Raw genomic sequence first — 26,051 nt, forward strand, 5'->3', positions numbered from 1 at the left:
AATGTTGAATGTACCGGCCTCATCGCGAGCAGGCTCGCTCCCACAATGGGTTTTGTGGTGACATTTAGAGGGACACCGTTTTGCGCTCTACCGAAGTCGTGATCATTGGCGCTGGCGCCGCGGGGTTGATGTGCGCGCTGACCGCCGCAGGGCGCGGACGGCAGGTGATGTTGCTGGACCACGCCAACAAAGCCGGCAAGAAAATCCTCATGTCCGGCGGTGGGCGCTGCAATTTCACCAACATGTACAGCGAACCGGGCAATTTCCTCTCGCAGAACCCGCATTTCTGCAAGTCGGCCCTGGCGCGTTACACCCAGTGGGATTTCATCGCCCTGGTGGCCAAGCACGGCGTGCCCTATCACGAGAAAAAACTCGGCCAGTTGTTCTGTGATAACAAGTCCAGCGACATCCTCGGCCTGCTGCTGGACGAATGCGACCAGGCCGGTGTCAACCTGCACCTGGACACCTCGATCGAGCGCATCGAGAAAACCGAGAGCGGCTACCTGCTGCAAACCACCCTCGGGGCCATCACCTGCCAATCCTTGGTGATTGCCACGGGCGGGCTGTCGATCCCGACGCTGGGCGCGACCGGTTTCGGTTACCAGGTGGCCAAACAGTTCGGCCACCAACTGCTGCCCACCCGCGCCGGGCTGGTGCCGTTCACCATCACCGACCAGCTCAAGGCGTTGTGTACCGAACTTTCAGGCACTTCAGTGGATTGCCTGGTGAGCTGCAACGAGCAGAGTTTTCGCGAGAACATCCTGTTCACCCACCGCGGCCTCAGCGGCCCGGCGATCCTGCAGATTTCCTCGTTCTGGGAACCGGGTGACACGGTGCAGATCAACCTGCTGCCGGACCACGACGTGCCGAGCTGGCTGCAACAGCAACAGGCCGAACGCCCCAACAGCGAACTGAAAACCCTGCTGGGCGAATTGTTCACCAAGAAGATGGCCACCCTGCTGGCCGACACTTGGTTCGTCTCCAAACCCATGAAGCAATACACCCACGCCGAACTGGCGGACATTGCCGAGAAACTGTCGAGCTGGAATGTCGTCCCGGCCGGCACCGAAGGCTACCGCACCGCCGAAGTGACCCTGGGCGGTGTCGATACGCGGGAAGTCTCGTCCAAGACCATGGAATCACTGAAAAGCCCTGGCCTGTATTTCATTGGCGAAGTGCTGGACGTCACCGGGCATCTGGGCGGGTTCAACTTCCAATGGGCCTGGGCGTCGGGGTATGCGGCTGCGCAATACGTCTGATTGAAGGGATGCATAGAATCCAATGGGGATGATGATCCTGTGGGAGCGAGCCTGCTCGCGATGGCGGACTATCAGACAACATCAATGTTGAATGTACCGGCCTCATCGCGAGCAGGCTCGCTCCCACTGGGGTTTGCTGGAGCATCCCGGAACACTTTTTGCTGCCGGATGTGATCGCCGCCATTGCGTCGGCGTCATTACTGCCTCAATTTAGCGTCATTGCCCGTCAGGCCCGTGCACTTCATGTCATCGACCTCGTTTAGTCAGTCTCTGCGTCGCCTTTGGGCGTTGGATAAATTCAGTTATAGCGTGCGGGTGTTCATCGCCCTGACCGGCAGCATGGCGCTGTGTTGGTATCTGGATGAGATGGCGCTGTTGATCCCGCTGTTCCTGGGCATCATCGCCAGCGCCCTGGCCGAGACCGATGACAGCTGGCAGGGCCGCCTCAACGCGCTGGCCGTGACGCTGGTGTGCTTCACCATCGCAGCGCTGTCGGTGGAATTGCTGTTTCCTTATCCGGTTCTGTTCATCGTTGCCCTGGCGCTGGCGAGTTTCGCCCTGACTATGCTCGGTGCGCTGGGCGAGCGCTATGGCGCGATTGCCTCGGCCACGTTGATTCTCTCGGTCTACACCATGATCGGCGTAGACCAGCGCGGTGGCGCGGTCACCGATTTCTGGCACGAACCTTTGCTGCTGGTGGCCGGTGCGGCTTGGTACGGCCTGCTCTCGGTGCTGTGGCAGGCGCTGTTTTCCAACCAGCCGGTGCAGCAAAGCCTGGCGCGGCTGTTCCGCGAGCTGGGACGCTATCTGAAGCTCAAATCATCGCTCTTCGAGCCGATCCGTCAACTGGACGTCGAAGCCCGACGCCTGGAACTGGCCCAGCAGAACGGCCGGGTCGTCGCCGCGCTTAACGCGGCGAAGGAAATCATCCTGCACCGCGTAGGCAATGGGCGACCAGGCTCGAAGGTCAGCCGCTACCTGAAGCTGTACTTCCTCGCCCAGGATATCCACGAGCGCGCCAGCTCTTCCCACTACCCCTACAACGCACTGGCCGAGGCGTTCTTTCACAGCGACGTGCTGTTCCGCTGCCAACGCCTGCTGCGCCAGCAAGGTAAAGCCTGCCAAGCGTTGGCCGAGTCGATCCAACTGCGCCAGCCATTCGTCTATGACGCCAGCTTCGCCGAGGCCTTGAATGACCTGCACGCCTCCCTCGAACACCTGCGGATCCAGAGCAACCCGGCCTGGCGCGGATTGCTGCGTTCGCTACGGGCCTTGTCGGCGAACCTTGGCACCATGGACCGCCTGCTCAGCGACGCGAGCAACCCCGACGCCCTGGCCGACGCCACCGATAGCAGCCTGCTGGATCGCTCACCGCGCAACCTGAAGGACGTCTGGGTCCGCTTGCGCACACAGCTCACGCCCACCTCGCTGCTGTTCCGACATGCCCTGCGCCTGCCCCTGGCGCTGAGTGTGGGTTATGCCATGGTGCATCTGATCCACCCGTCCCAAGGCTACTGGATCATTCTCACCACGCTGTTCGTGTGCCAACCCAACTACGGCGCCACCCGGCGCAAGCTCGGCCAACGGATCATCGGCACCGCCATCGGCCTGACGGTGGCCTGGGCGCTGTTCGATCTGTTTCCCAACCCGCTGGTGCAATCGTCTTTCGCCATCGCCGCCGGGGTGGTGTTCTTTACCAACCGCACGACCCGCTACACCCTGGCAACCGCCGCGATCACGATCATGGTGCTGTTCTGCTTCAACCAGGTGGGCGACGGCTATGGACTGCTGCTGCCACGCCTGTTCGATACGCTGCTCGGCAGCCTGATCGCCGGCCTTGCGGTATTCCTGTTCCTGCCGGACTGGCAAGGCCGCCGGTTGAACAAGGTGCTGGCCAACACGCTGACCTGCAACAGCATTTACCTGCGCCAGATCATGCAGCAATACGCCGCGGGCAAAAGCGACGACCTGGCCTATCGCCTGGCCCGACGCAACGCCCACAACGCCGACGCCGCATTGTCCACCACCCTGGCAAACATGCTGATGGAGCCGGGGCATTTCCGTAAGGAAGCCGATGTCGGGTTCCGCTTCCTGGTGCTGTCCCACACCCTGCTCAGCTACTTGTCAGGCCTGGGCGCCCATCGGGACACCCCATTGCCTGCAGACGTGCGCGAACACCTGATCGACGGCGCAGGGGTGAAACTGGCCGCGAGCATCGACGAGATTGCCCAGGGCCTGGCGAGCAAACAACCGATAGCGGTCCAAAGCGACGAGGAAGAAGCCTTGGCCAGTGAGCTTGAGCAGATGCCCGATGAAATCGACGAGGGTCAGCGGCTGGTGCAGACGCAACTGGGGTTGATCTGCCGTCAGTTGGGGCCGCTGCGCACGTTGGCGGCGCATCTGGTCAAGGACACCAGTGAGGCTTGAGGAGTGTGGTGCTCGCACCACCGCCATCGCGAGCGGGCTCGCTCCCACAGTGGACCTCAGCCGTACAAAATTTAAGTGTCCGCTCTAGATCAACTGTGGGAGCGAGCCTGCTCGCGATAGCGCCAGTCCCGGCACCGCAAGATCACATCCCGTGCGCCTTCAATAACCGCGCATAACTACCATCGGCCTTCATCGCCGCAATCTCCCGATCGAATCCCGCGACAATCTGCTCGTGCTGCGGGTTCTTCAGGCTGACCAGGATGTGCAGGCTGTTTTCACTCAGTGGCTTGGGCATGAACTCCACAGCGTTGCGCACCTTGGCCGACTCACGAGACAAGTAATAACGGGCGACGAACTCATCTTCCAGGGTCAGCTTCACCCGACCGGCAGCGAGCATGCGCACGGCCATTGCAAAGTTATGCACAGGGACTTTCTGCAATTGCTGATCCTCATCGAACGCCTTGGAGTAGGCGTATCCGCGGACCACGGCGATGGGATAGGCATGCAGCTGCTGCAGGTTCTCGTACTGGATGGGTGCGTCCTTGCGCTTGATGAAGCGCACGCGATTGAGCAGGTACTCAGCCGAGAAACGGCCCACATGGGTACGTTCTTCGCTGTACCAGGCATTGATCAGCACGTCATAGCGCCCCTCGCCGATGCCCAGCATCGCCCGAGCCCAAGGCACCTGCTCAAAGTCACTGGCATAACCGGCCCGCGCCAGAGCGGTACTGACGATATCGGTCGCCAGGCCACCATTGACCAGCGTGGTGTCGGTAAAGGGTGGCCAGCCATCTGCCACCAGACGCAACTTTTGCGCGCAGGCGTTGTGGCTCAGCAACAGCAACCCGACCAAAGCAAGAGCTCGATGCAATCGCGGCATGCCAAACATCCTTGACGGGTTCAAAGCCCGGTTTGTTTTTAGCCGAATCTCAAGAGATGTCGTCAGACATCCGGTCCTAACATTAGCTCAGTGGAACCGCTGCGCAGCGTTGAATCGAAGATTACACAAAGAAGGCCACGCCGCGACAATTCGATGATGGCATTTTGGCCTTTGTCACAGATTTTTACAGTTGTCCAAGAAAGAGACTTCCGCAGCCAGCCCGCTTAATATCGGCATCAGGTTCTTCAGGAAATTCAAAAAATGGATATCGACTGGGTCTGCAAACATCACAGTGACCTGAGCAAGGAACAGCTGTACGCCATCCTCAAATTGCGCGCCGAAGTATTCGTCGTGGAGCAGAATTGCCCCTACCTGGACGTCGACGGCCTGGACCTGGAGGGCGACACCTGCCACCTGATGGCCTGGCAGGACAATCGTCTGGTGGCTTACCTTCGCTTGCTCGATCCGCACTCGCAAAACAGTGACGTGGTCATCGGGCGCGTGGTCATCGCCCCCCAAGCACGGGGACAGGGGCTGGGCCACAAACTGATGGAACAGGGTCTCAAGCAGGCCGAGAAGCACTGGCCCGGTACATCGATCTCACTGTCGGCACAGGCGCATCTGCAGGGGTATTACTCGCGGTATGGGTTTGGAGTGGTGGGTATCGAGTACATGGAAGACGGGATTCCACACATTGGCATGCACCGGCCTTGATGCCCTCTTCGCGAGCAGGCTCGCTCCCACAGTGGATCTGCGTGGTACATAAATCATATGCCCACTGCAGATCAATGTGGGAGCGAGCAGGCTCGCGATAACGCCTCCCCAGAAGCCGCCAATGTTCAGGGATATTCCAATACCGCTTTAATGCGCGGCAAATTCCCCTCGATCCAGCGCCGATCAATCGCCCCCCAATCACGGATCCGATAATGCCCGGCATGGTTACGGGCGCCCTCTAGCTGCTCGAATTCACACACGATATCCAGGTCCGCCAGCGCTGCCACGGTGTCCTGGGCGGTGCGTCGCGGCATGCCGGTGACTTCGGTGAGCGAGGGAATGTTGCTGGCCACGCCGCTATCAATCAGGTAAGCCACATACAAACGACGATAGAAGCTGCTTTTGGTCTTGCTGACGTCCATTCGGTCATTCCTTGGGGGGTTGCAGATCGCGCCAGGTCAGGTACACCCGCAAGTCGAATTCCAACTGGTGATACCCCGGCAGCATGTGCTCGCAGAGTTGGTAGAACGCTTTGTTGTGGTCCGACTCCTTGAAGTGGGCCAGTTCGTGCACCACGATCATTTTCAAAAACTCAGGTGCCGCGTCCTTGAACAGCGCAGCGATACGAATTTCTTTCTTGGCCTTGAGCTTGCCGCCCTGCACCCGTGAAATGGCAGTGTGCAAGCCCAGGGCGCGGTGAGTCAGGTCCAGACGATTGTCGAACAGCACCTTGTCGATAGCGGGCGCGTTACGCAGGTATTGTTGCTTGAGATCCAGCGCATAACCGTACAGGGCCTTGTCGCTCTGGACCGAATGCCGGTCGGGGTAGCGCTGCTGCAAGTAGTCGCCCAGCCGATCCTGGGCAATCAGTTGCTGCACTTGGGCTTGCAGGGCGGCGGGGTAAGCCTGAAGGTATTTGAGCGCGATCATCGGCGGCAACACAGTCACAAAAGCCGCCAGTGTAGCGAATTCAGACCTGCATCGCGCTCCAGTCAAATGGCCGGGCAAAGGCATCGGTGTCTTCGGCCATCAAGGGCCGCGCCACCAGGAACCCCTGCACATATTCGCAGCCGTGGGTCTTGAGCCACTGATATTGCTCAGGCGTCTCTACGCCCTCGGCGATCACCCGCAAACCCAATTGCTTGCACAAATCGATGACCGACGCCGCCAGTGCCGCATCCCGGGGTGAACCTGGCAGACGGGCGATCAGGTGTCGATCAAGCTTGAGGGTATCGAGCTCCAGGTCGCGCAGGTGCGCCAGCGAGCAAGGCCCGGAACCGAAATCATCCAACGCCACCCGCACCCCCAGGTTATGCAGCAGCCGCAGTTGTTTATGGGTTTCGTCGGGGTTGCGCATCAGTGCGTCTTCAGTCACCTCGACCTCAAGTTGCCGGGGTTTGAGGGCATGTCGCTCCAGGACCTGGCGCAATTCGGTCACCAGGTTGGGCAAACCGAACTGGGTGCTGCTCAGACTCACCCCCAGTACCAGATCATCAGCGAACAAGCGCTCCCAGACTTTACGCTGGGCGGCGCTGCGATGATAAATCCAGCTCCCCAGCCGACTGATCAATCGGGCCTCTTCCAGTAATGGCAGGAACAGCCCCGGCGGCACATCACCGACGCTGGGGTGCTGCCAGCGCAACAGCGCCTCGAAGCCACGGATGCGCCCGTCGCCCACCCCCACCTGGGGCTGGTAGACCATATTGAAATCGCGGTTTTCGATGGCCGAGCGCACACTTTCTTCGAGCATCAGCCGTGAACGGGCTCGACCGTTCATTTCGTGATCGTAAAAACGGTATTGCTGACGGCCAGCGCGCTTGGCCTCGTACATGGCGATGTCGGAGGCGCGCAGCAGACCGTCGAGATTGGCGCCGCAATCGGGGTACGTCGCGATGCCGATGCTGGCCCCCAGCGCTACGTCCATGCCCTCGATCTGTTGGCAGATAGACACCCGTTCGATGAGTTTCTCGGCAATCTTGGCCGCTTGCTCGGGCACCTCCAGATCCAGCAGGGCGGTGAACTCATCGCCGCCCAGACGCGCCAGAATGTCGAACGGGCGCAGGCACGCCTTCAGTTGTTCCGACACCCAGCGCAACACGCGGTCACCGGCATCATGGCCCAACGAGTCATTGACCCGTTTGAAGCCATCAAGATCCAGGTAGAGCAGCACCCAGTTGCTTTCCAGCCGCTCGCTGCGCATCAGCAGGTTTTCGGCTGTCTGATAAAACCCCCTGCGGTTGAGCAGACCGGTCAGCGGGTCAGTGACGGCCTGGTATTCGAGTTGCTGGTGCAAGTGACGCACCACCGACATGTCCTGAAGCGTTACCACCATGGCCTTCTGCTCCGCAGGCAGGGGCGCACAAGACAAGGCCACCGACACCTGCTGGCCGGGCGCGGTGCGCAGGACCGCATCGTGCAGGCGCCAGGTCTGCCCCCGGCAGTAGGCGACATGGATATCGGAGCCGATCCACTCGGGGATGTGGGGTTTTTGCAGGAAATCGAGGAGCGGCATTCCCTGCAACTGCTCGGCGGTGGCATTAAGCAGGCGGCAGGTAGACGGATTGGCGAAGCGAATACACCCGCTTTCGTCCACCACGAGGATGCCTTCGGCGGCGTTATCCAGCACCGAGGCGTTGAAAGCCCTGGCGGCTTCCAGATCCTGGCTCAAGCGCTGCAAGGCCCGGCGATTGCGCTGGTGTTCGAGCAGGGCATGAACCTTGGGCTTGAGAATCTGCGGATCGAATGGTTTGAACAGGTAATCCACGGCGCCGCTGGCGTAACCCTTGATCACCGCATCCTGGGATTGCTCGTTGGCGGTCAGGAAAATGATCGGGGTCAGCCGTGTCCGCTGGCTGCCGCGCATCAGACGCGCCACTTCAAAACCGTCCATGTCGGGCATCTGCACATCCAGCAGGACCAGGTCGATGTCATGTTCGAGTAGAAGGTTAAGGGCTTCGACACCCGAGGACGCGGTCATCACCTTCCAGTCCTGACGCTGCAACAACGCTCGCATGCTGAGCAGGTTTTCAGGGTAATCATCAACTATCAAAAGGACGGAACTGTCTTCGCCAAGCGGTGGTTGCACGCATTCCATGCTGCTTCTCTTATCGGGCGTCACGTCCGTCCTGACGTAGCAAGGCGGACAAATACTGTGATCTCACTCTAGACCGTGATTCTGAAAAGCAGTAGGTGTCATCCCGCCATCATCCAGACAAAGCCCAAAATAGCCGACTAACGGTCACCCACCTCGGGCACAAAACCTGCAATGACACCTTCGACGGACAATTGACGTCAATCATCCGCTGGGCGGTCATTAAAAAATTTCCCCCTGCGTGATTAACACGCCCAAAAGCTTGAGCTAGAGCCTCTGGCTGGGCGTTCAGCTTTTTCACTCCGTTACGTAGGATCCGACCATGATTGATCTCGCCACCTGGAACCTGAGCATCCCCGAAGGCAGCCCACCAACGACCATCGAAACCTCTCAACTGGTGCAGGGGTTCCAGAACCAATATTTCCACGCCGACTCCGGGACGGTGTTTTTCTGGGCACCGGTCACCGGCGCCAAGACTGCCAACGCGATTTACCCACGCAGCGAACTGCGGGAAACCTATAGCAACGGTACCCAGCGCAACTGGTTGTACTCAGCGGCTGATAACAAGCTGGCCGCCACGCTGACCGTCAACCAAGTCCCCAGCACTGGCAAGCTCGTCATTGGTCAGATCCACGCCAAAGACAGCACCAGCCCCATGGTGAAACTGGAGTACCAGTACAAAACCTACAGCTCCACCGGCAACATCGTCGCCAAAGTGCGCATGCGTCCCGACGACGAATCGGGCCAGGTCATCACCATCGCCACAGGCATAAAGCTCAATCAGTCCTTCTCTTACCTGATCCACCTAAGCCCCGCCGGTGTCCTGACCATCAATGGTGCGGGTTACCAGTGGAGCTCCCCCATCAGCTCCACTTGGAGCGACAAGCCGCTGTACTTCAAGGCGGGCGTGTACGTGCAGGACAACACCGGTTATCCCACCGAAGGCGGCACCGTGACGTTCAGCCTGCTGGATATCGATCACATCTAGACGCTTTGCATGGCGCCATGGCAGCAACGCAGCGCTGCCCACCCAGGCGACCCCATCAATGCGAAATCGTTCAGGGAAAATTCGAACTGCCGACTAACGGTTCACCATCCAGGCACAGATGCTGCAAAAGATCCATTCGACGGACAATTGACGTCAAACATCCGCCGGATGGTTATCCAAAAAACTCCTTCCTGCGTGATCAACACACCCCAAATGCTTGGAGTAGAGCCTCCCGCTTTGGTCCTCAGCACTTTTACGCCCGTTACGCAGGATCCGACCATGATCGATCTCAGCACTTGGAACTTGAGCATCCCCGAAGGCAGCCCCGCCATCACCATCGAAACACCGCGGCTAGCCCAGGGCTTCAAGGACGACTATTTCCACTCCGACACCGGCACGCTGTTCTTCTGGGCGCCGGTGACCGGCACCAAGACTGCAAACGCCATTTACCCGCGCAGCGAACTGCGGGAAACCTACAGCGACGGCACCCTTCGCAACTGGCTCTACTCAGCGGCAGACAACAAGCTGCGCGCCACCTTGACCGTCAACCAGGTGCCCAGCACCGGCAAGATCGTGATCGGCCAGATCCACGCCAAAGACAGCACCCGGCCCATGGTGAAACTGGAATACCAATACAAGGCCTACAGCTCCACCGGCAACATCGTCGCGAAGGTCCGACTGCGCCCCGACGACGAATCGGGCCAGGTCATCACCATCGCCACGGGCGTGCAACTTGATCGCAGGTTTTCCTACCAGATTCACCTCAGTCCGAAGGGCGCGCTGGGCATCAGCGCGGCGGGTTACAACTGGAGAACCACGGTAAGCCCGGACTGGAAGGACAAGCCGTTGTATTTCAAAGCCGGCGTCTACGTGCAGGACAACACCGGCTACACCACTGAAGGTGGAAAAGTGACGTTCAGCATGCTGGAAATTCATCACACCGTTCTATAAGCGTATTTCCCCTGGCATACCGCAGCATGGACGCTGCTCCCTGCGAACGTGACCCACATCGACGCCGATGCCATAGCGCCATCGTTCAAAAAAAAATTCGAATTGCCCGACTAACGGTCGTCGTCCTCGGGCACCAAAGCGGCAAACACCACTCTGACGGACAGTTGACGCCACCCCCCCGCCGGACGGATATGAAAATTCGATCCCCCGCGTTTCTCGGGACGCGTCATAAAGCGCTGGCTAGAGCCTCCGGCTGGATCTTGCAACATATTCATTCCGTAGAGAGGGCCCGCACATGGTCGATCTTGCAACCTGGAACTTGAGCATCCCCGAGGGAAGCCCACCCAAAACCATCGAAACCCCTCGACTGGTGGACGGTTTCAAGAACAAATACTTCAACTCTGAAGGCAGCACGGTGTATTTCTGGTCACCGGTCACCGGCACCAAGACTGAAAACGCGATCTACCCGCGCAGCGAATTGCGCGAGACCTACAAAAACGGCACCTTGCGCAACTGGCTATACCCCGACGCCGACAACAAATTGAGTGCGACCCTGGTGGTCAACCAGGTACCCAGCACCGGCAAGATCGTGATCGGTCAGATTCATGCCAAGGACAGCAGCAAACCCATGGTGAAGCTGGAATACCAGTACAAGGACGACAGCAAGACCGGCAACATCGTCGCCAAAGTGCGCATGCGCCCCGATGACGACGAGGGCCGGGTCATCACCGTCGCCTCGGGTGTAAAACTCAATCAGTCTTTCTCTTATCGACTCCATCTTGATCGTACCGGCGACCTCGGCATCACCGCGGCGGGTCGTAGCTGGTACACCACCATGAGCGCCAAATGGAAGGTCAAGCCGCTGTATTTCAAGGCTGGCGTGTATGTGCAGGACAATACGGGCTATACCAGCGAAGGCGGGAAAGTGACGTTCAGCAAGCTGGATATCGATCACAACACCTGAGATTTTCAGCTCCGAAAATCTCGTAGGAATTTACCTTTGTGGCGAGGGGATTTATCCCCGCTAGGCTGCGCAGCAGCCCCCTCCTTTCGTCAGACCAACCGCATGCGCCGGTTTTGCAGCGGCTGCGCCCCCGAGCGGGAGCAAGCTCCCTCGCCACGTGGGCGCGGTGCGTCCTACAGGTCGATTTTGGGCTCGAAAATCTCCTCTATAGTTCGAGCTCGTCTGCTGGCTTTGGTCAGCGGGGCACGGGTTTCGCAGCCCACTGACAGAACAGAGACTTTGCACCGTCAAATGAAAATTCAGGCAAACTCGCCTGCGTTCATTTTATGGCGGTTGCGCGCGGGAGACCTTCGGGTCTGCCGGGTTTGGTCTCTATCTCGGTCTGCGAACCCGCGCGCAACTGCCACCCATTTGTTTCGCAGCAAGAAGGTGGCAATTAATTTTTATTAATAGAGCCCAAACCTTATGACGACGACTCAATCACTCAGCCGCTTCACCCCGCTCACTCCAATCGCCACCACCCAACCCATCCTGTTCATCGACAGCACCGCCCCACTGACTGAACTCCACGCCTGCGCCAGCGAACGCCTGCACGCTACCCTTGATTACCTGACGCTCATGGCCTGCGCCACCCTGCGCGATTCGGCCGCCAGCGACCTCAATACCCTCACCAATGTCGCCCGGATCCTGGTTCAGGATGTCACCGATGTGTTCGGCGTCATTGAACAACGCGGCCTCGAAGACCAATAAAGCCCTCCCGGCGGGAGATGATCCCCTGTGGGAGCGAGCTTGCTCGCGATAGCGCTGGGTCAGCGACAGAGATGTTGGCTGACACGGCGCTATCAAGATCTGTGTGTATATCCGTTGCTGCGGTAACGGCCACTTAGGGTTCCGCTCTTACAGCGGGTCACTTTCGAAAATCCGGAAGCCGGCCCAGGCGAAAGTAACCAAAGCGCTCCTGCCCCACCACTCGGCACCTCGCCTAGGCTCGGTGTGCCCTCACTCCGGCATTGCTCCGTGGGCCCGCCGCGAAGGGCATGCCGAGCCTAGGCGAGGCACCGAGTGGTGGGGCAAGACCTTTTGGTTACTTTTGGGGCGTTTGCCAAAAGTGACCCGCCGTAAGGGCGGAACCATAAGCAGCCGTTACCCAAAAAACGGATATACACACAAATCCCACACATAAAAAAACCCGCATCACTGCGGGTTTTCTCACAACCACAACGCTGAAGCCTTAGTTAACCTTAGCGTTCAACTCACCCTTCAAATACCGCTGATACATCGCTTCCAACGAGATCGGCTTGATCTTCGAAGCATTACCCGCAGTACCGAAAGCTTCGTAACGCGCAATACACACATCACGCATCGCCGTCACGGTCGCACCGAAGAACTTACGCGGATCAAATTCGCTCGGATTGGTCGCCATCAAACGACGCATGGCACCGGTAGAGGCCAGGCGCAGGTCGGTGTCGATGTTGACCTTGCGCACGCCGTACTTGATACCTTCGACGATTTCTTCAACCGGCACGCCGTAGGTTTCTTTGATGTCGCCGCCGTACTGGTTGATGATCGCCAGCCACTCTTGCGGAACCGAGGAAGAACCGTGCATCACCAGGTGAGTGTTGGGAATGCGTTTGTGGATTTCCTTGATGCGGTCAATGGCCAGCACGTCGCCGGTAGGCGGCTTGGTGAACTTGTAGGCGCCGTGGCTGGTGCCGATGGCGATGGCCAGGGCGTCGACCTGGGTCTTCTTGACGAAGTCCGCGGCTTCTTCCGGGTCGGTCAGCATCTGGCTGTGGTCCAGCACGCCCTCGGCGCCGATGCCGTCTTCTTCACCGGCCATGCCGGTTTCCAGCGAGCCCAGGCAACCCAGTTCGCCTTCCACCGAGACGCCGCAGGCATGGGCCATGGCGACGGTCTGCTGGGTGACGCGAACGTTGTATTCGTAGTCGGTCGGGGTCTTGCCGTCTTCACCCAGGGAGCCGTCCATCATGACCGAGCTGAAGCCCAGTTGGATGGAGCGCTGGCAGACGTCAGGGCTGGTGCCGTGGTCCTGGTGCATGCACACAGGGATGTGCGGGAATTCTTCGATGGCAGCCAGGATCAGGTGACGCAGGAATGGCGCGCCGGCGTATTTGCGGGCGCCGGCCGAAGCCTGGACGATCACCGGGGAGTCAGTCTTGTCAGCGGCTTCCATGATGGCGCGCATCTGCTCAAGGTTGTTGACGTTAAAGGCTGGGACGCCGTAGCCGAACTCGGCTGCGTGGTCCAGCATCTGACGCATGCTGATAAGTGCCATTAGTGTGTCTCTCCCGGTCGAGGGTCGTTAATCGTGCCAGCCTGCCGGAGCGGCGGCGGCTATTCAAGTCATTGCAGGTCGGGGGTGGGTCCGGCCTGTGTGTTCGGTGAAACAAAATCTCGAAACTATAAGAGGCCCCTGTGGGAGCGAGCCTGCTCGCGATGAGGGCCCGACAGTCAACATCACTGATGCCTGATACATCGCTATCGCGAGCAGGCTCGCTCCCACATTGGATCTCTATTGAATCAGTCAGCCTTGCAGCCCCGGCCAATCAAGTCATTGGTGGCGACCCAGTAAACCAGGCCTTCCTCACCTTTGACGTGAAACGCCAGCATGTCGTCGCTGTACAGCGTACCCGATGCGCCCGGCTCTTCCTTCAGGTGATAGACCTGCTCGGCACCGCCGAGGCGAACGTCGACTTCCTTGCGGGTGTCATCGGTATAGCGCCACAGCACCTTGGCCTGACTGTCACAGGTCCAGGTTGTCCAGCCCTCTACGACAGGCTCGGACGAACGAAACCGATCCAGCTGCGCACAACCGGCCAGCATTGCCAGCGCCACAACGGCGATAAAGCCTTTCATCCGTGTTCCTCGACTGACGACCCGTGCCGCCAGCCATGAGTTAAAGAGTCTGACCCGTCAAGGACAACCATGTTCCTTGGCCGGGTTTTGCGTCTCATATTTATCCAGGCCATCCGGCCCCGAACGCTTGTTCAGCACCGGATTGGTCTCGGCCTGCCAGTCGGCCTGGTAACAGCCGCCTTCAGGCGTTGGCGTCCCGGTTTCCGGAGCCGTGGCCTTTGGGCTGCTCGAACAGGCCACTAACAGCGTCGTCGTCAACAGCAACGTGAACGTCTTGACCATCACAACACTCCTTTGCCTGGTCAACGAAACCTCAGGCCTTGGCCCGGCTTTCCAGGACTTCCACGGCTGGCAGTACTTTGCCTTCGACGAATTCGAGGAACGCACCGCCGCCGGTAGAAATGTAGGAGATCTGCTCGGCCACGCCATATTTATCGATCGCCGCCAGGGTGTCGCCGCCGCCAGCGATGGAGAAAGCGTCACTCTCGGCGATGGCCTGGGCCAGCACTTTGGTGCCGTTGCCAAACTGGTCGAACTCGAACACGCCGACCGGACCGTTCCACAGGATAGTCTTGGAAGATTTCAACAGTTCGGCGAAATTGGCTGCGGTTTGCGGGCCAATGTCGAGGATCATGTCGTCTTCGGCCACGTCAGCGATCAGCTTGACGGTGGCGGTGGCGCCTTCGGCAAATTCCTTGGCAACCACCACGTCCACCGGCAACGGCACGCTGACCTTGGCGGCGATTTCCCGGGCGGTGTCCAGCAGGTCCGGCTCGTACAGGGATTTGCCGACCGGGTGACCGGCCGCAGCAAGGAAGGTGTTGGCAATGCCGCCGCCGACGATCAACTGGTTGCACACCTGGCTCAGGCTGTTAAGCACGTCGAGCTTGGTGGAGACCTTGGAGCCGGCAACAATGGCAGCCATCGGCTGGGCCGGGGAGCCCAGGGCCTTGCCCAGTGCGTCCAGTTCGGCGGCCAGCAGCGGGCCAGCAGCGGCCACTTTGGCGAACTTCGCCACGCCGTGGGTCGAACTCTCGGCGCGGTGGGCGGTGCCGAACGCGTCCATCACAAACACGTCGCACAGGGCTGCATACTGCTTGGCCAGTTCGTCAGCGTTCTTTTTCTCGCCTTTATTGAAGCGCACGTTTTCGAACAGCACGACATCGCCGGCCTTCACGTCCACACCGCCCAGGTAGTCAGCCACCAGCGGTACGTCGCGGCCCAAGGCTTTGCTCAGGTAATCGGCGACCGGCTTGAGGCTGTTTTCCGCCGAGAACTCGCCTTCGGTCGGACGGCCCAGGTGGGAGCAGACCATCACGGCCGCGCCTTTTTCCAGGGCCAGCTTGATGGTCGGCAGCGAAGCCAGGATACGCGCGTCGCTGGTGACAACACCGTCCTTGACGGGGACGTTGAGATCTTCGCGGATCAGTACGCGCTTACCTTGCAGATCGAGGTCGGACATCTTCAACACGGTCATGGGTCGCAATTCCTGGGTAACTGTTTAGAGAGCAGGTTTTTTAGAAGCGGTTTGCAGGTAATGCTCGGCAACGTCCAGCATTCGGTTGGCAAACCCCCATTCGTTGTCGAACCAAGCCAGGATGTTCACAAGCCGTGGCCCGGAAACCCGGGTCTGGCTGGCATCGACGATGGCCGAATGTGGGTCATGGTTAAAATCACAGCTGGCATGGGGCAACTCGGTGTAAGCCAGAAGGCCTTTGAGCGGACCGCTGGTGGCGGCTTCGCGCAAGATCCGGTTGACCTCGGTGGCGTCGGTATCGCTCACGGTCTGCATCGTAATGTCGAGGCAGGACACGTTGACCGTCGGCACCCGCACGGCTTTGGCCTGAATTCGCCCCGCAAGTTCCGGCAGCAGCCGTTCAATGCCGCGCGCCAGACCAGTGGACACCGGAATCACCGACTGGAACGCCGAACGGGTCCGCCGCAAGTCTTCATGGTGATAGGCGTCGATCACAGGTTGATCGTTCATCGCCGAGTGAATGGTGGTGATCGACACGTATTCCAGGCCAATGGCCTGGTCCAGCAGGCGCAACAGCGGCACGCCGCAGTTGGTGGTGCAGGACGCGTTGGACACCAACAGCTCGTCGCCGCTCAGGCAATCCTGGTTCACGCCGTAGACAATGGTCGCGTCGACATCCGCTTCGCTGGCCATCGGCTGGGAGAACAACACCCGCGGAGCGCCGGCCGCGATGAAACGCTGGCCATCTTCACGGGTGTTGTAGGCGCCCGAGCATTCAAGCACCAGGTCGACACCCAAGGATGCCCAATCGATACCTTCGGGGGTGGCACTGCGCAGGACTTTCACGCAATCGCCATTAATGTGCAGACAATCGCCCTCGACCCGCACCTCGCCCGGAAACCGGCCGTGAGTGGAGTCAAAGCGTGTCAGGTATTCGATACTGGCCATGTCGGCCAGATCGTTGATCGCCACAATCTCGAACCCGGCCTTGGCCCCTCGCTCGAACAACGCACGCAAGACGCAACGACCAATCCGGCCGTAGCCGTTGAGTGCAACTTTGTAGGGACGCGGTTGGGGCATGGGGTTCTCTGACTTGGGTGAATCCATCAGGGCAGCGTTGCCTGAGCCATCGCCATCGCGAGCAAGCTCGCTCCCACAGGGTCGGTGGAGATCCTTGTGGGAGCGAGCTTGCTCGCGATGGCGTCAGCCCGGACGACGCGACTTCGGATCAGTCTTCCAACAGCTCTTCAGCCTGCCCCAGGATGTTTTCCAGGGTAAAGCCGAACTCCTCGAACAACGCCGGCGCGGGCGCCGATTCGCCGTAGGTGGTCATGCCGATCACGCGACCTTCCAGGCCGACGTACTTGTACCAATAATCGGCGTGAGCGGCTTCGATGGCGATCCGGGCGCTGACTTGCAACGGCAATACCGCTTGCTTATAGCCGGCGTCCTGGGCATCGAACACGCTGGTGCACGGCATGGACACCACACGTACGTTGCGGCCCTGCGCGGTCAGTTTGTCGTAGGCCTGGACGGCCAGGCCGACTTCGGAGCCGGTGGCGATCAGGATCAGTTCAGGCTCGCCAATGCAGTCCTTGAGCACGTAGCCGCCGCGGGTGATGTCGCCGATCTGGTCGGCATCGCGGTTCTGGTGCTGCAGGTTCTGGCGGGAGAAGATCAGCGCCGATGGACCGTCGTTACGCTCGATGGCGTATTTCCAGGCCACTGCCGATTCCACGGCGTCACATGGGCGCCAGGTGTCCAGGTTCGGCGTGCAGCGCAGGCTTGCCAGTTGCTCGATCGGCTGGTGAGTCGGGCCGTCTTCGCCCAGGCCGATGGAGTCGTGGGTGAACACATAAAGCACGCGCTTCTTCATCAGGGCCGACATGCGCACTGCGTTGCGGGCGTATTCCATGAACATCAGGAAGGTAGCGCCGTAAGGCACCAGGCCGCCGTGCAGAGCCACACCGTTCATGATCGCGCTCATGCCGAACTCACGAACACCGTAGTACATGTAGTTGCCGCTGGCATCTTCGGCGCTGACGCCTTTGCAGCCCTTCCACAAGGTCAGGTTGGAACCGGCCAGGTCGGCCGAACCGCCGAGCAGCTCCGGCAGCAGCGGGCCAAAAGCGTTGAGGGTGTTCTGGCTGGCCTTGCGGCTGGCAATGGTTTCGCCTTTTGCGGCGACTTCCGCGATGTAAGCCGAGGCTTTTTCAGCGAAATCGGCAGGCAGCTCGCCGCTGAGGCGACGCACCAGTTCATTGGCCAGCTCAGGGAATTGCGCGGAGTAGGCGGCAAAGCGCTGGTCCCACTCGGCTTCGGCGGCACGGCCTTTTTCCTTGGCGTCCCACTCGGCATAAATGTCGGCCGGGATTTCGAACGGACCGTGTTCCCACTTCAACGCAGCGCGGGTCAGGGCGATTTCCTCGGCACCCAGTGGCGCGCCGTGGCAGTCTTCCTTGCCTTGTTTGTTGGGCGAACCGAAACCAATGGTGGTCTTGCAGCAGATCAGGGTCGGCTGGGCGCTCTTGCGCGCCGTCTCGATGGCGGTCTTGATTTCTTCCGGGTCGTGGCCGTCGACATTGCGGATGACCAGCCAGTTGTAGGCTTCGAAACGCTTGGGGGTGTCGTCGGTGAACCAGCCTTCGACTTCGCCGTCGATGGAAATGCCGTTGTCATCGTAGAAAGCGATCAGCTTGTTCAGGCCCAAGGTGCCGGCCAGGGAGGCGACTTCGTGGGAAATGCCTTCCATCATGCAGCCATCACCCAGGAACACGTAGGTGTGGTGATCGACAACGTTGTGGCCTGGGCGATTGAACTGCGCCGCCAGGACTTTTTCCGCCAGGGCAAAGCCCACGGCGTTGGCCAGGCCCTGGCCCAGTGGACCGGTGGTGGTTTCCACGCCTGGGGTGTAGCCATATTCCGGGTGGCCCGGAGTGCGGCTGTGCAACTGGCGGAAATTCTTCAGGTCATCGATCGACAGGTCATAACCGGTCAGGTGCAGCAACGAATAGATCAACATCGAGCCGTGGCCGTTGGACATCACGAAGCGGTCACGGTCGGCAAACGACGGGTTGCTCGGGCTGTGCTTGAGGTAGTCGCGCCAAAGCACCTCGGCGATATCCGCCATACCCATAGGGGCACCGGGATGGCCGCTGTTGGCTTTTTGCACGGCATCCATGCTGAGTGCACGGATGGCATTGGCACGCTCACGACGGCTGGGCATCGCTGATCTCCTGGGTTTTGAATTGTGAAACTGAAAAAAGGCGAGCATTTTCCCTCACCCACCCGCCCCGGGGCAATGACAGATAGTCATCCAGAGGCTTTTTTCCGGTGGATAAAGTCGCATTCGCCAGGTGAAACCTTTCCGCTGAAGGTTTGTAGAGTCAAGCACGCCTTGGGAAGTGCCATTTATCGAGCAATATCAAAACTTTTTGATATTGACCTTGCGGTGATCCATACCCCTCACTAGACTGCCGCCCTATGAATTTACGCGTGCCTTCCATTCGCCATGACGATTGCGATGAGCTGGCGGCCCTTTGCAAGGCCGGCGGCGATCCGCTGCGGCTCAATGTATTGCGCGCCTTGGCCAACGATTCGTTCGGCGTGCTGGAACTGGCGCAGATCTTCGGCATCGGTCAATCCGGCATGAGCCACCACCTCAAGGTCCTGGCCCAGGCGGACCTGGTGGCGACCCGTCGTGAAGGCAATGCGATTTTTTACCGCCGCGCCCTGCCCCATACCGATCTGCTGGGCGGCAAGCTGCATGCCGCGTTGCTCGAAGAGGTGGATGAACTGGACCTGCCGACAGACGTGCAGGCCCGCATCGCCCAGGTACACGGGCAGCGAGCCGCTGCCAGCCAGGATTTTTTTGCCCGGGTGGCCGAGAAGTTTCGCGCCCAGCAGGACCTGATTGCCGGGTTGCCGCAATACCGTGAAAGCGTCGTGGCGCTGCTCGACAAACTGGGCTTCGAGCCCACCGCCACGGCCATTGAAGTCGGCCCTGGCGACGGCGCGTTTCTGCCGGAGCTGGCGCGGCGTTTCAGCCAAGTGACCGCGCTGGACAACAGCCCGGCCATGCTCGAGCTGGCACGCCAGGTGTGCGAACGTGAAACACTGGCTAATGTCAGCCTGCAACTGGCCGATGCCTTGAATGGTGTGAGCCTGCAGGCCGATTGTGTTGTATTGAACATGGTGCTTCACCATTTCGCCGCGCCGGCCGATGCGCTCAAGCACATGGCCGACTTGCTGCAACCGGGCGGTAGCCTGTTAGTGACAGAGTTATGCAGCCACAACCAGAGTTGGGCCAAGGAGGCCTGCGGTGATCTCTGGCTGGGGTTTGAACAGGACGATCTGGCCCGTTGGGCCACCGCTGCGGGCCTCGTGCCCGGGGAAAGCCTCTATGTGGGCTTACGTAATGGTTTCCAGATCCAGGTCCGCCATTTTCAGCGACCGGCTGGCGACACTCACCATCGGTAACTTGTAGGAAAACATCGAGATGAGCGAATACTCCCTTTTCACCTCCGAGTCCGTGTCTGAAGGGCATCCGGACAAAATCGCCGACCAGATTTCTGATGCGGTGCTGGACGCCATCATTGCTGAAGACAAGTTCGCCCGCGTGGCGTGCGAAACTCTGGTGAAAACGGGCGTGGCGATCATCGCTGGCGAAGTCACCACTTCAGCCTGGGTCGACCTGGAACAGATCGTCCGTGACGTCATCCTGGGCATTGGCTACAACAGCTCCGACGTCGGCTTCGATGGCGCGACCTGCGGCGTGATGAACATCATCGGCAAGCAGTCCCCCGACATCAACCAGGGTGTTGACCGCGCCAAGCCTGAAGACCAGGGTGCCGGCGACCAGGGCCTGATGTTCGGCTACGCCAGCAACGAGACCGATGTGCTGATGCCAGCACCGATCACCTTCTCGCACCAGTTGGTTCAACGCCAGGCTGAAGCCCGTAAATCCGGCCTGCTGCCTTGGCTGCGCCCGGATGCCAAGTCCCAGGTGACCTGCCGTTACGAAGGCGGCAAGGTTGTCGGTATCGATGCTGTCGTACTGTCGACCCAGCACAACCCTGAAGTGTCCTATAAAGACCTGCGTGAAGGCGTGATGGAGCTGATCGTCAAGCACGTACTGCCTGCCGAGCTGCTGTCCAAGGACACCCAGTTCCACATCAACCCGACCGGCCAGTTCATCATCGGTGGCCCGGTAGGCGACTGTGGCCTGACCGGCCGCAAGATCATCGTCGACAGCTACGGCGGCATGGCCCGTCACGGCGGTGGCGCGTTCTCCGGCAAGGATCCATCGAAGGTCGACCGTTCGGCAGCCTATGCCGGTCGTTATGTGGCCAAGAACATCGTGGCCGCCGGCCTGGCCGAGCGCTGCGAGATCCAGGTTTCCTATGCCATCGGCGTTGCTCAGCCTACCTCGATCTCGCTGAACACCTTCGGCACCGGCAAGATCGGCGATGACAAGATCATCAAGCTGGTTCGTGAAGTGTTCGACCTGCGTCCGTACGCCATCACCACCATGCTCGACCTGCTGCACCCGATGTACCAGGACACCGCCGCCTACGGCCACTTCGGCCGCACGCCGCAAACCAAGACGGTCGGTGACGACACCTTCACCACCTTCACCTGGGAAAAAACCGACCGCGCCGACGCCCTGCGCGCCGCTGCCGGCCTGTAAAAACTGCGGGTACGAAAAGCCCCTGGCGACTGGGTCGTCAGGGGCTTTTTCATACCTTGAAGATCACCCTGGCGAGGGAGCTTCATTGGAGCTACGCCCCGCGCCATCAGCAAAACGGTGTAGCACTGGCAAGCAGCCCAGCGACGATCAGGCCAGCATTAACGATTATCCGAACATCCGATGGGTGTTCAATGACGCCACTTCGAAACGCTGGACATTCCGCTACAGCAACACCAATCAGCGCGGCGCGAGGTTGAGGTCAGTGGAGGACTGGTGACTAAGGACCGGAAATCAGCAGCACTAGGCGGATTGTTCGGGGGTCATGTACAGTACGGCTATATGAAGCCACCACCTATAAATGTTTGGTCGACAATTGCAGAACAGGTTGCATGTGAACTCAAGCAAATAATTGAAGAGTATTGCAACGTCATTGAGCCTACCAACTTGAAGATAATTTCTTGAATATTGTATTTCGGACTGACGCCTCTCTGCAAATAGGCACCGGCCATGTCATGCGCTGCTTGACTTTGGCCGATGCGCTGAGCACACGGGGAGCAGAGTGTCATTTCATCTGTCGCGAACATCCCGGCCACTTGATCGAGTTTATCCGCAGTAAGGGCTATGGTGTATCTGTATTACCAGTTTCTGCATTCGAGCCTGAGCGTGCGCCTGCATCTGTCGAGCCACAGCTCGCACATGCTGATTGGCTTGGTGTCCGTTGGCAACAGGATGCTGACGAGTGTGCCGCCATATTGACAAAGAAGCAGACGGATTGGTTGATCGTCGACCACTACGCACTCGACAGCCGATGGGAGTCAGCTCTAAAAAACAATTATTCTAAGCTCATGGTGATCGATGATCTTGCCGACAGGTCGCATGTCTGTCACTTACTGCTAGATCAGACTTATAGTCGTGCACCTGCTGATTACTTACCGTGGGTGCCTGAGGACTGCATTTTACTATGTGGCTCTCGTTATGCCTTGCTACGGCCAGAGTTTGCACAAATCCGCTCATACAGTTTGCAACGTCGTGCTAATTCGCACCTGCGGCAGCTACTGATTACCATGGGAGGGGTCGACAGGCACAATGCAACTGGCAAGGTGCTGGAGAAGCTGAAATCATGCGAGCTGCCAGCAGATTGCCGCATCGTTGTAGTGATGGGAGCAACAGCTCCTTGGTTGAGCGATGTGCAACGGTGTGCCGAGCAGCTACCTTGGACCGTAGAGATCAAGGTTGATGTCCGCGATATGGCGCAGCTAATGGCCGACAGCGATTTTGCCATCGGGGCTGCGGGGGCGACATCCTGGGAGCGCTGCTGCCTCGGACTGCCCACTATCATGCTAGTATTAGCCGACAATCAGAGAACCATAGCTCAGGCCCTGGATGCCGTAGGCGCTGCGTTTCTAAGTGATTTATTAACTCTTGATGTTCGCCCGCTGATAACTATGCAACAAATTGAGCCTGCCACGCTTTCCGCAATGAGCGCCTCGGCCGCCTCAATCACAGATGGCTTGGGAGTGTTGCAGGTAGTAGACATTTTAATTTGCAAGATTTGAAAGTGCTGATTTCTTGAGAGTAATATGCATGAGCACACGCAAAAATTGGTTTCAAGGCGATGATACAAGCCAGCTTTACCACACTATTTTGTCCTCCAGGTGAAGATAATGTCACTTCGTTTACTGGTTGAATCTGACCTGGCGATGGTTCGAGCATGGCGTAACGCGCCAGAAGTACGTAAAAGCATGTACTCCACCCACGAAATAAGTGAAACGGAGCACCGTGCCTGGTTTGAACGGATTAGAAATGACTCAAGCTCACGCTGGTACGTACATCACTCATGTGATGGTATAGCCGATGGCGTGGTGTACTTCACACAATATGACGTAAAGAGAAGAAGCGCTTTTTGGGGATTTTACGCCGCTCCGGACGCAGCAGCCGGTACAGGTACGAAATTAGGCTTTGATGCGCTCAATGAAGCATTCAACACTTTAGGCCTTCACAAACTAAATGCCGAAGTACTAATCACAAACAAGAAAAGTCTTGCACTTCATACGAAGATTGGATTTGTACATGAAGGCATCTTTCGAGATTCTCACTTCGATGGCAATTGCTACATAGATGTCGTTCGACTTGGCATACTCGCCTCTGAGTGGCGCGCCCACAAAATTGAAATTCAACGGCGCATGGATAGTTTTAAACCATCAACATCCAACCAGACAAAAGCAACGAGCACTGACTGCTACATTGTTGCCAGCGCTAAACCTTGGCACAAGGTAAATTTTGAGATACTCAAATCTGAAAGTCCAGCAAAATGGATCTGGGTATCAACCGCAGAAGAGCTGGCTGAAGCGACCACTTTAGATACACCGCGTTATATTTTCTTTCTGCATTGGAACTGGCTGGTACCCGACGAAATCTGGTCACGATTTGAGTGCGTATGCTTTCATATGACAGATGTACCATATGGTCGCGGTGGCAGCCCTTTGCAAAATCTAATTGCCAACGGTCATAAAGAAACAAAACTGACGGCCCTTCGCATGATCGAGACCATGGATGCTGGCCCGGTTTATATAAAGCAGCCCCTCTCTCTGGCTGGACGCGCCGAAGAAATTTACAAGCGTGCAGGCGATCTCAGCTTTGAAATTATACGCTGGATGACTCAAGCGGCACCGGCACCAACGCCGCAAGAAGGGGAAGTGACCATTTTCAAACGTCGAAAGCCGGCGCAAAGTGAACTTCCTCAGAAAGGTACTTTAGAAAAACTTTACGACCACATTCGAATGCTTGATGCCCCTACCTATCCCTTGGGCTTTGTCCAGCATGGAGAGTTTGTCCTTGAGTTTTATCATGCTCGGCTCGATGGTGACCAGCTAAAGGCTCAAGTCACTATTCATAAGCGCACCTCTACAGATCAGGAGTCACTATGAGTTTTGTTATCGATGGCCGGAAAATCGGCCACAACGAACCGCCCTATATAATTGCTGAGCTTTCGGCCAACCATAATGGAAACTTGGAGCGAGCGCTGGAGACTATTGATGCTGCTCAACGTTGTGGTGCGCACGCTATAAAGCTTCAAACTTACTCAGCCGACACCATGACTATCGACTGCGATCGTCCGGAGTTCATGATCAAAGGTGGTTTGTGGGACGGTTACAAACTCCACGATCTCTATAAATGGGCACAAACACCTTTTGAGTGGCACCCCGTTATTTTCGAGCACGCCCGCAAGCGTGGAATCACTATATTTTCTACTCCCTTTGATGAGTCCGCTGTTGACCTCCTGGAAAGTTTGAACGCGCCAGCATACAAGATCGCATCCTTTGAAGTAACAGATCTTCCACTGATACGTTACGTAGCCGCTACAGGAAAACCCATTATCATGTCAACTGGCATGGCCAATGAAAGAGAGATTGAAGAGGCTGTTGAAGCTGCCAGAAGCGCAGGGGCGAGAGATCTCGTTCTGCTGCACTGCATCAGCAGTTATCCAGCCCCCATGAACCAAGCTAACTTGCGTCAAATGGCAGAATTGGAACGTCGGTTCGAGACCATACCAGGCCTATCCGATCACACCATGGGCACCACAGCATCCGTAGCGGCTGTAGCATTGGGAGCCTGCCTTATTGAAAAGCACTTCACATTGAGCCGAGCAGACAAAGGACCTGACAGTGAATTCTCGCTAGAACCGGAAGAACTAAAACGGTTGTGTAGCGATGCTTACGACGCGTGGTCGGCGTTGGGAAAAACGGGTTACCAGCGCCAACAAGCTGAAGAAGGTAACAAAATTTTCCGACGCTCAGTTTATTTTGTTAATGACGTTGCTGCAGGGGCACCTGTCTCTGCTAGCGATATTCGCCGTATCCGCCCCGGCTTGGGCTTGGCTCCAAAATATTTTGACGACATCGTTGGCAAGAAACTCAAAGTTGCCGTTTCCCGGGGCACCCCAACGTCATGGGATTTGTTCGATGAATAAACGCATCCTCGTAGTGGCTGCACACACAGACGATGAAGCCCTGGGGTGTGGCGGAACCATTGCTCGACATGTCGCGGAAGGTGATACGGTTCATGCTGTTTTCTTAGCGGATGGGGTGAGTTCACGTTCGGATTTAGGTACTGATGAACTTAAAACTCGTGAAGCTGCAGCAGAAATCGCTCACGCTCGACTGGGGATTTCCGGTGTTACTTATCTGGGACTGCCTGATAACAGGCTCGACAGCATGGGACTGCTCGATATCGTACAGCCATTAGAATGCGTTATTAGGGACGTTGCGCCAGAGATTGTTTATACCCATCACTCTGGCGATCTAAATATCGACCATCGCATAACACACCAAGCAGTAATGACCGCCTGCCGACCCATGCCAGGTAGTAGTGTCCGAGAAATTTATACATTCGAGGTAATGTCCAGCACCGAGTGGGCAAGCCCGGACAACACTCCTTTCTTACCCTCTTGCTTTGTCGATATTAGTGATTACTTGGCAACAAAGTTAGAGGCGCTGGAAGCCTATGAACTGGAGATGCGTGCTGCACCTCACTCACGCAGTATGGAACACCTTGAATACCTTGCTCGTCACCGCGGACAGTCAATGGGTGTGGCGGCCGCGGAGGCGTTCATGGTCATGAGACTACTTAAATAACTTGCGGAATCAAAGGTTCATTTAATTAATCTGCGTTCTTTAAGCTGTCGACGGGGGCGATTCAAGCGAGATCCAGGTTTCTTACGCCATCGGCGTTGCC

The 26,051-nt window shown here is 58.1% G+C and carries 23 protein-coding genes; 13 read left to right on the forward strand and 10 right to left on the reverse strand.

The genetic code is table 11. The annotated features are described in order from the left end of the window. Positions 1–80 precede the first annotated feature (80 nt). A complete protein-coding gene (locus tag GSM73_RS23490) occupies positions 81–1,259 on the forward strand; it encodes an NAD(P)/FAD-dependent oxidoreductase (RefSeq protein ID WP_047230492.1) in 1,179 nt (392 codons plus the stop codon). A gap of 243 nt (positions 1,260–1,502) precedes the next feature. Beyond that, complete coding sequence (gene yccS / locus GSM73_RS23495; protein ID WP_160893959.1) at positions 1,503–3,686, forward strand: YccS family putative transporter; 2,184 nt, start codon at positions 1,503–1,505, stop codon at positions 3,684–3,686. Between the two features lie 142 nt (positions 3,687–3,828). On the opposite strand, the gene GSM73_RS23500 is transcribed toward yccS, so the two are convergent. Further along, positions 3,829–4,566, reverse strand: coding sequence for an ABC transporter substrate-binding protein (locus GSM73_RS23500; protein WP_047230494.1), 738 nt, complete (start codon positions 4,564–4,566; stop codon positions 3,829–3,831). Between the two features lie 261 nt (positions 4,567–4,827). Here GSM73_RS23500 and GSM73_RS23505 point away from each other — a divergent pair, with 261 nt between their 5' ends. Continuing rightward, entirely contained in the window at positions 4,828–5,280 is a 453-nt protein-coding gene (locus tag GSM73_RS23505; protein ID WP_047230495.1) for a GNAT family N-acetyltransferase, read from the forward strand. 125 nt (positions 5,281–5,405) lie between these two features. Here GSM73_RS23505 and GSM73_RS23510 read toward each other — a convergent pair whose 3' ends face one another. Genes GSM73_RS23510 through GSM73_RS23520 form a run of 3 tightly spaced genes read right to left on the reverse strand, consistent with a single transcriptional unit; the run spans position 5,406 to position 8,374 of the window. Then, positions 5,406–5,702 (reverse strand): helix-turn-helix domain-containing protein, encoded by a 297-nt coding sequence (locus tag GSM73_RS23510; protein WP_076383387.1) that lies wholly within the window; start codon positions 5,700–5,702, stop codon positions 5,406–5,408. A gap of 4 nt (positions 5,703–5,706) precedes the next feature. Beyond that, positions 5,707–6,210, reverse strand: a complete 504-nt coding sequence (locus GSM73_RS23515; RefSeq protein ID WP_047230503.1) for a M48 family metallopeptidase — start codon at positions 6,208–6,210, stop codon at positions 5,707–5,709. A 40-nt stretch (positions 6,211–6,250) separates the two neighbouring features. Further along, positions 6,251–8,374 carry a bifunctional diguanylate cyclase/phosphodiesterase gene (locus tag GSM73_RS23520; RefSeq protein WP_160893961.1) on the reverse strand — a complete coding sequence of 708 codons (2,124 nt, stop codon included), beginning with the start codon at positions 8,372–8,374 and terminating at the stop codon, positions 6,251–6,253. Positions 8,375–8,693: 319 nt separating this feature from the next. Between GSM73_RS23520 and GSM73_RS23525 the strand changes: the two genes are divergently transcribed. The 4 genes from GSM73_RS23525 (at position 8,694) to GSM73_RS23540 (ending at position 12,024) form a co-directional block, all read left to right on the forward strand. After that, positions 8,694–9,359, forward strand: coding sequence for a polysaccharide lyase family 7 protein (locus GSM73_RS23525; RefSeq protein WP_076383385.1), 666 nt, complete (start codon positions 8,694–8,696; stop codon positions 9,357–9,359). 279 nt (positions 9,360–9,638) lie between these two features. Then, positions 9,639–10,310, forward strand: coding sequence for a polysaccharide lyase family 7 protein (locus GSM73_RS23530; protein WP_047230499.1), 672 nt, complete (start codon positions 9,639–9,641; stop codon positions 10,308–10,310). A gap of 295 nt (positions 10,311–10,605) precedes the next feature. After that, the gene (locus GSM73_RS23535) at positions 10,606–11,274 is read left to right on the forward strand and encodes a polysaccharide lyase family 7 protein (RefSeq protein WP_047230500.1); all 669 of its coding nucleotides are present in this window, start codon (positions 10,606–10,608) and stop codon (positions 11,272–11,274) included. 465 nt (positions 11,275–11,739) lie between these two features. Next, positions 11,740–12,024 carry a hypothetical protein gene (locus tag GSM73_RS23540; protein ID WP_047230501.1) on the forward strand — a complete coding sequence of 95 codons (285 nt, stop codon included), beginning with the start codon at positions 11,740–11,742 and terminating at the stop codon, positions 12,022–12,024. Between the two features lie 481 nt (positions 12,025–12,505). Here GSM73_RS23540 and fba read toward each other — a convergent pair whose 3' ends face one another. The 6 genes from fba to tkt all read right to left on the reverse strand — a co-directional run bounded on the left by fba (position 12,506) and on the right by tkt (position 18,854). Beyond that, positions 12,506–13,570, reverse strand: a complete 1,065-nt coding sequence (fba, locus tag GSM73_RS23545) for a class II fructose-bisphosphate aldolase (RefSeq protein ID WP_003177554.1) — start codon at positions 13,568–13,570, stop codon at positions 12,506–12,508. 245 nt (positions 13,571–13,815) lie between these two features. Beyond that, positions 13,816–14,151, reverse strand: coding sequence for an MliC family protein (locus GSM73_RS23550; RefSeq protein ID WP_047230408.1), 336 nt, complete (start codon positions 14,149–14,151; stop codon positions 13,816–13,818). A 57-nt stretch (positions 14,152–14,208) separates the two neighbouring features. Next, a complete protein-coding gene (locus GSM73_RS23555) occupies positions 14,209–14,433 on the reverse strand; it encodes a hypothetical protein (RefSeq protein WP_047230409.1) in 225 nt (74 codons plus the stop codon). Positions 14,434–14,464: 31 nt separating this feature from the next. Continuing rightward, positions 14,465–15,628: a phosphoglycerate kinase gene (locus tag GSM73_RS23560; protein WP_160893963.1), complete on the reverse strand. Its 1,164-nt coding sequence runs from the start codon at positions 15,626–15,628 to the stop codon at positions 14,465–14,467. A 24-nt stretch (positions 15,629–15,652) separates the two neighbouring features. Continuing rightward, entirely contained in the window at positions 15,653–16,708 is a 1,056-nt protein-coding gene (gene epd / locus GSM73_RS23565) for an erythrose-4-phosphate dehydrogenase (protein WP_160893965.1), read from the reverse strand. Positions 16,709–16,856: 148 nt separating this feature from the next. Next, a complete protein-coding gene (tkt, locus tag GSM73_RS23570) occupies positions 16,857–18,854 on the reverse strand; it encodes a transketolase (RefSeq protein ID WP_160893967.1) in 1,998 nt (665 codons plus the stop codon). A 257-nt stretch (positions 18,855–19,111) separates the two neighbouring features. Here tkt and GSM73_RS23575 point away from each other — a divergent pair, with 257 nt between their 5' ends. The 6 genes from GSM73_RS23575 to GSM73_RS23600 all read left to right on the forward strand — a co-directional run bounded on the left by GSM73_RS23575 (position 19,112) and on the right by GSM73_RS23600 (position 25,951). Next, positions 19,112–20,107 carry a metalloregulator ArsR/SmtB family transcription factor gene (locus GSM73_RS23575; protein WP_092401593.1) on the forward strand — a complete coding sequence of 332 codons (996 nt, stop codon included), beginning with the start codon at positions 19,112–19,114 and terminating at the stop codon, positions 20,105–20,107. A 19-nt stretch (positions 20,108–20,126) separates the two neighbouring features. Beyond that, positions 20,127–21,317 (forward strand): methionine adenosyltransferase, encoded by a 1,191-nt coding sequence (gene metK, locus GSM73_RS23580; protein ID WP_047230414.1) that lies wholly within the window; start codon positions 20,127–20,129, stop codon positions 21,315–21,317. Between the two features lie 458 nt (positions 21,318–21,775). Next, complete coding sequence (pseG, locus tag GSM73_RS23585) at positions 21,776–22,873, forward strand: UDP-2,4-diacetamido-2,4,6-trideoxy-beta-L-altropyranose hydrolase (RefSeq protein ID WP_076383380.1); 1,098 nt, start codon at positions 21,776–21,778, stop codon at positions 22,871–22,873. Positions 22,874–22,981: 108 nt separating this feature from the next. Further along, positions 22,982–24,244 carry a UDP-4-amino-4,6-dideoxy-N-acetyl-beta-L-altrosamine N-acetyltransferase gene (pseH, locus tag GSM73_RS23590; RefSeq protein ID WP_160893968.1) on the forward strand — a complete coding sequence of 421 codons (1,263 nt, stop codon included), beginning with the start codon at positions 22,982–22,984 and terminating at the stop codon, positions 24,242–24,244. After that, positions 24,241–25,287: a pseudaminic acid synthase gene (gene pseI, locus GSM73_RS23595; protein WP_076383379.1), complete on the forward strand. Its 1,047-nt coding sequence runs from the start codon at positions 24,241–24,243 to the stop codon at positions 25,285–25,287. The genes pseH and pseI overlap by 4 nt, the downstream gene beginning before the upstream one ends. Next, complete coding sequence (locus GSM73_RS23600; protein WP_160893971.1) at positions 25,280–25,951, forward strand: PIG-L deacetylase family protein; 672 nt, start codon at positions 25,280–25,282, stop codon at positions 25,949–25,951. The genes pseI and GSM73_RS23600 overlap by 8 nt, the downstream gene beginning before the upstream one ends. Positions 25,952–26,051: the final 100 nt, after the last annotated feature.

It is taken from the genome of Pseudomonas sp. PICF6, from assembly GCF_009831705.1.
Taxonomy (GTDB): Bacteria; Pseudomonadota; Gammaproteobacteria; order Pseudomonadales; family Pseudomonadaceae; genus Aquipseudomonas; species Aquipseudomonas rhizophila.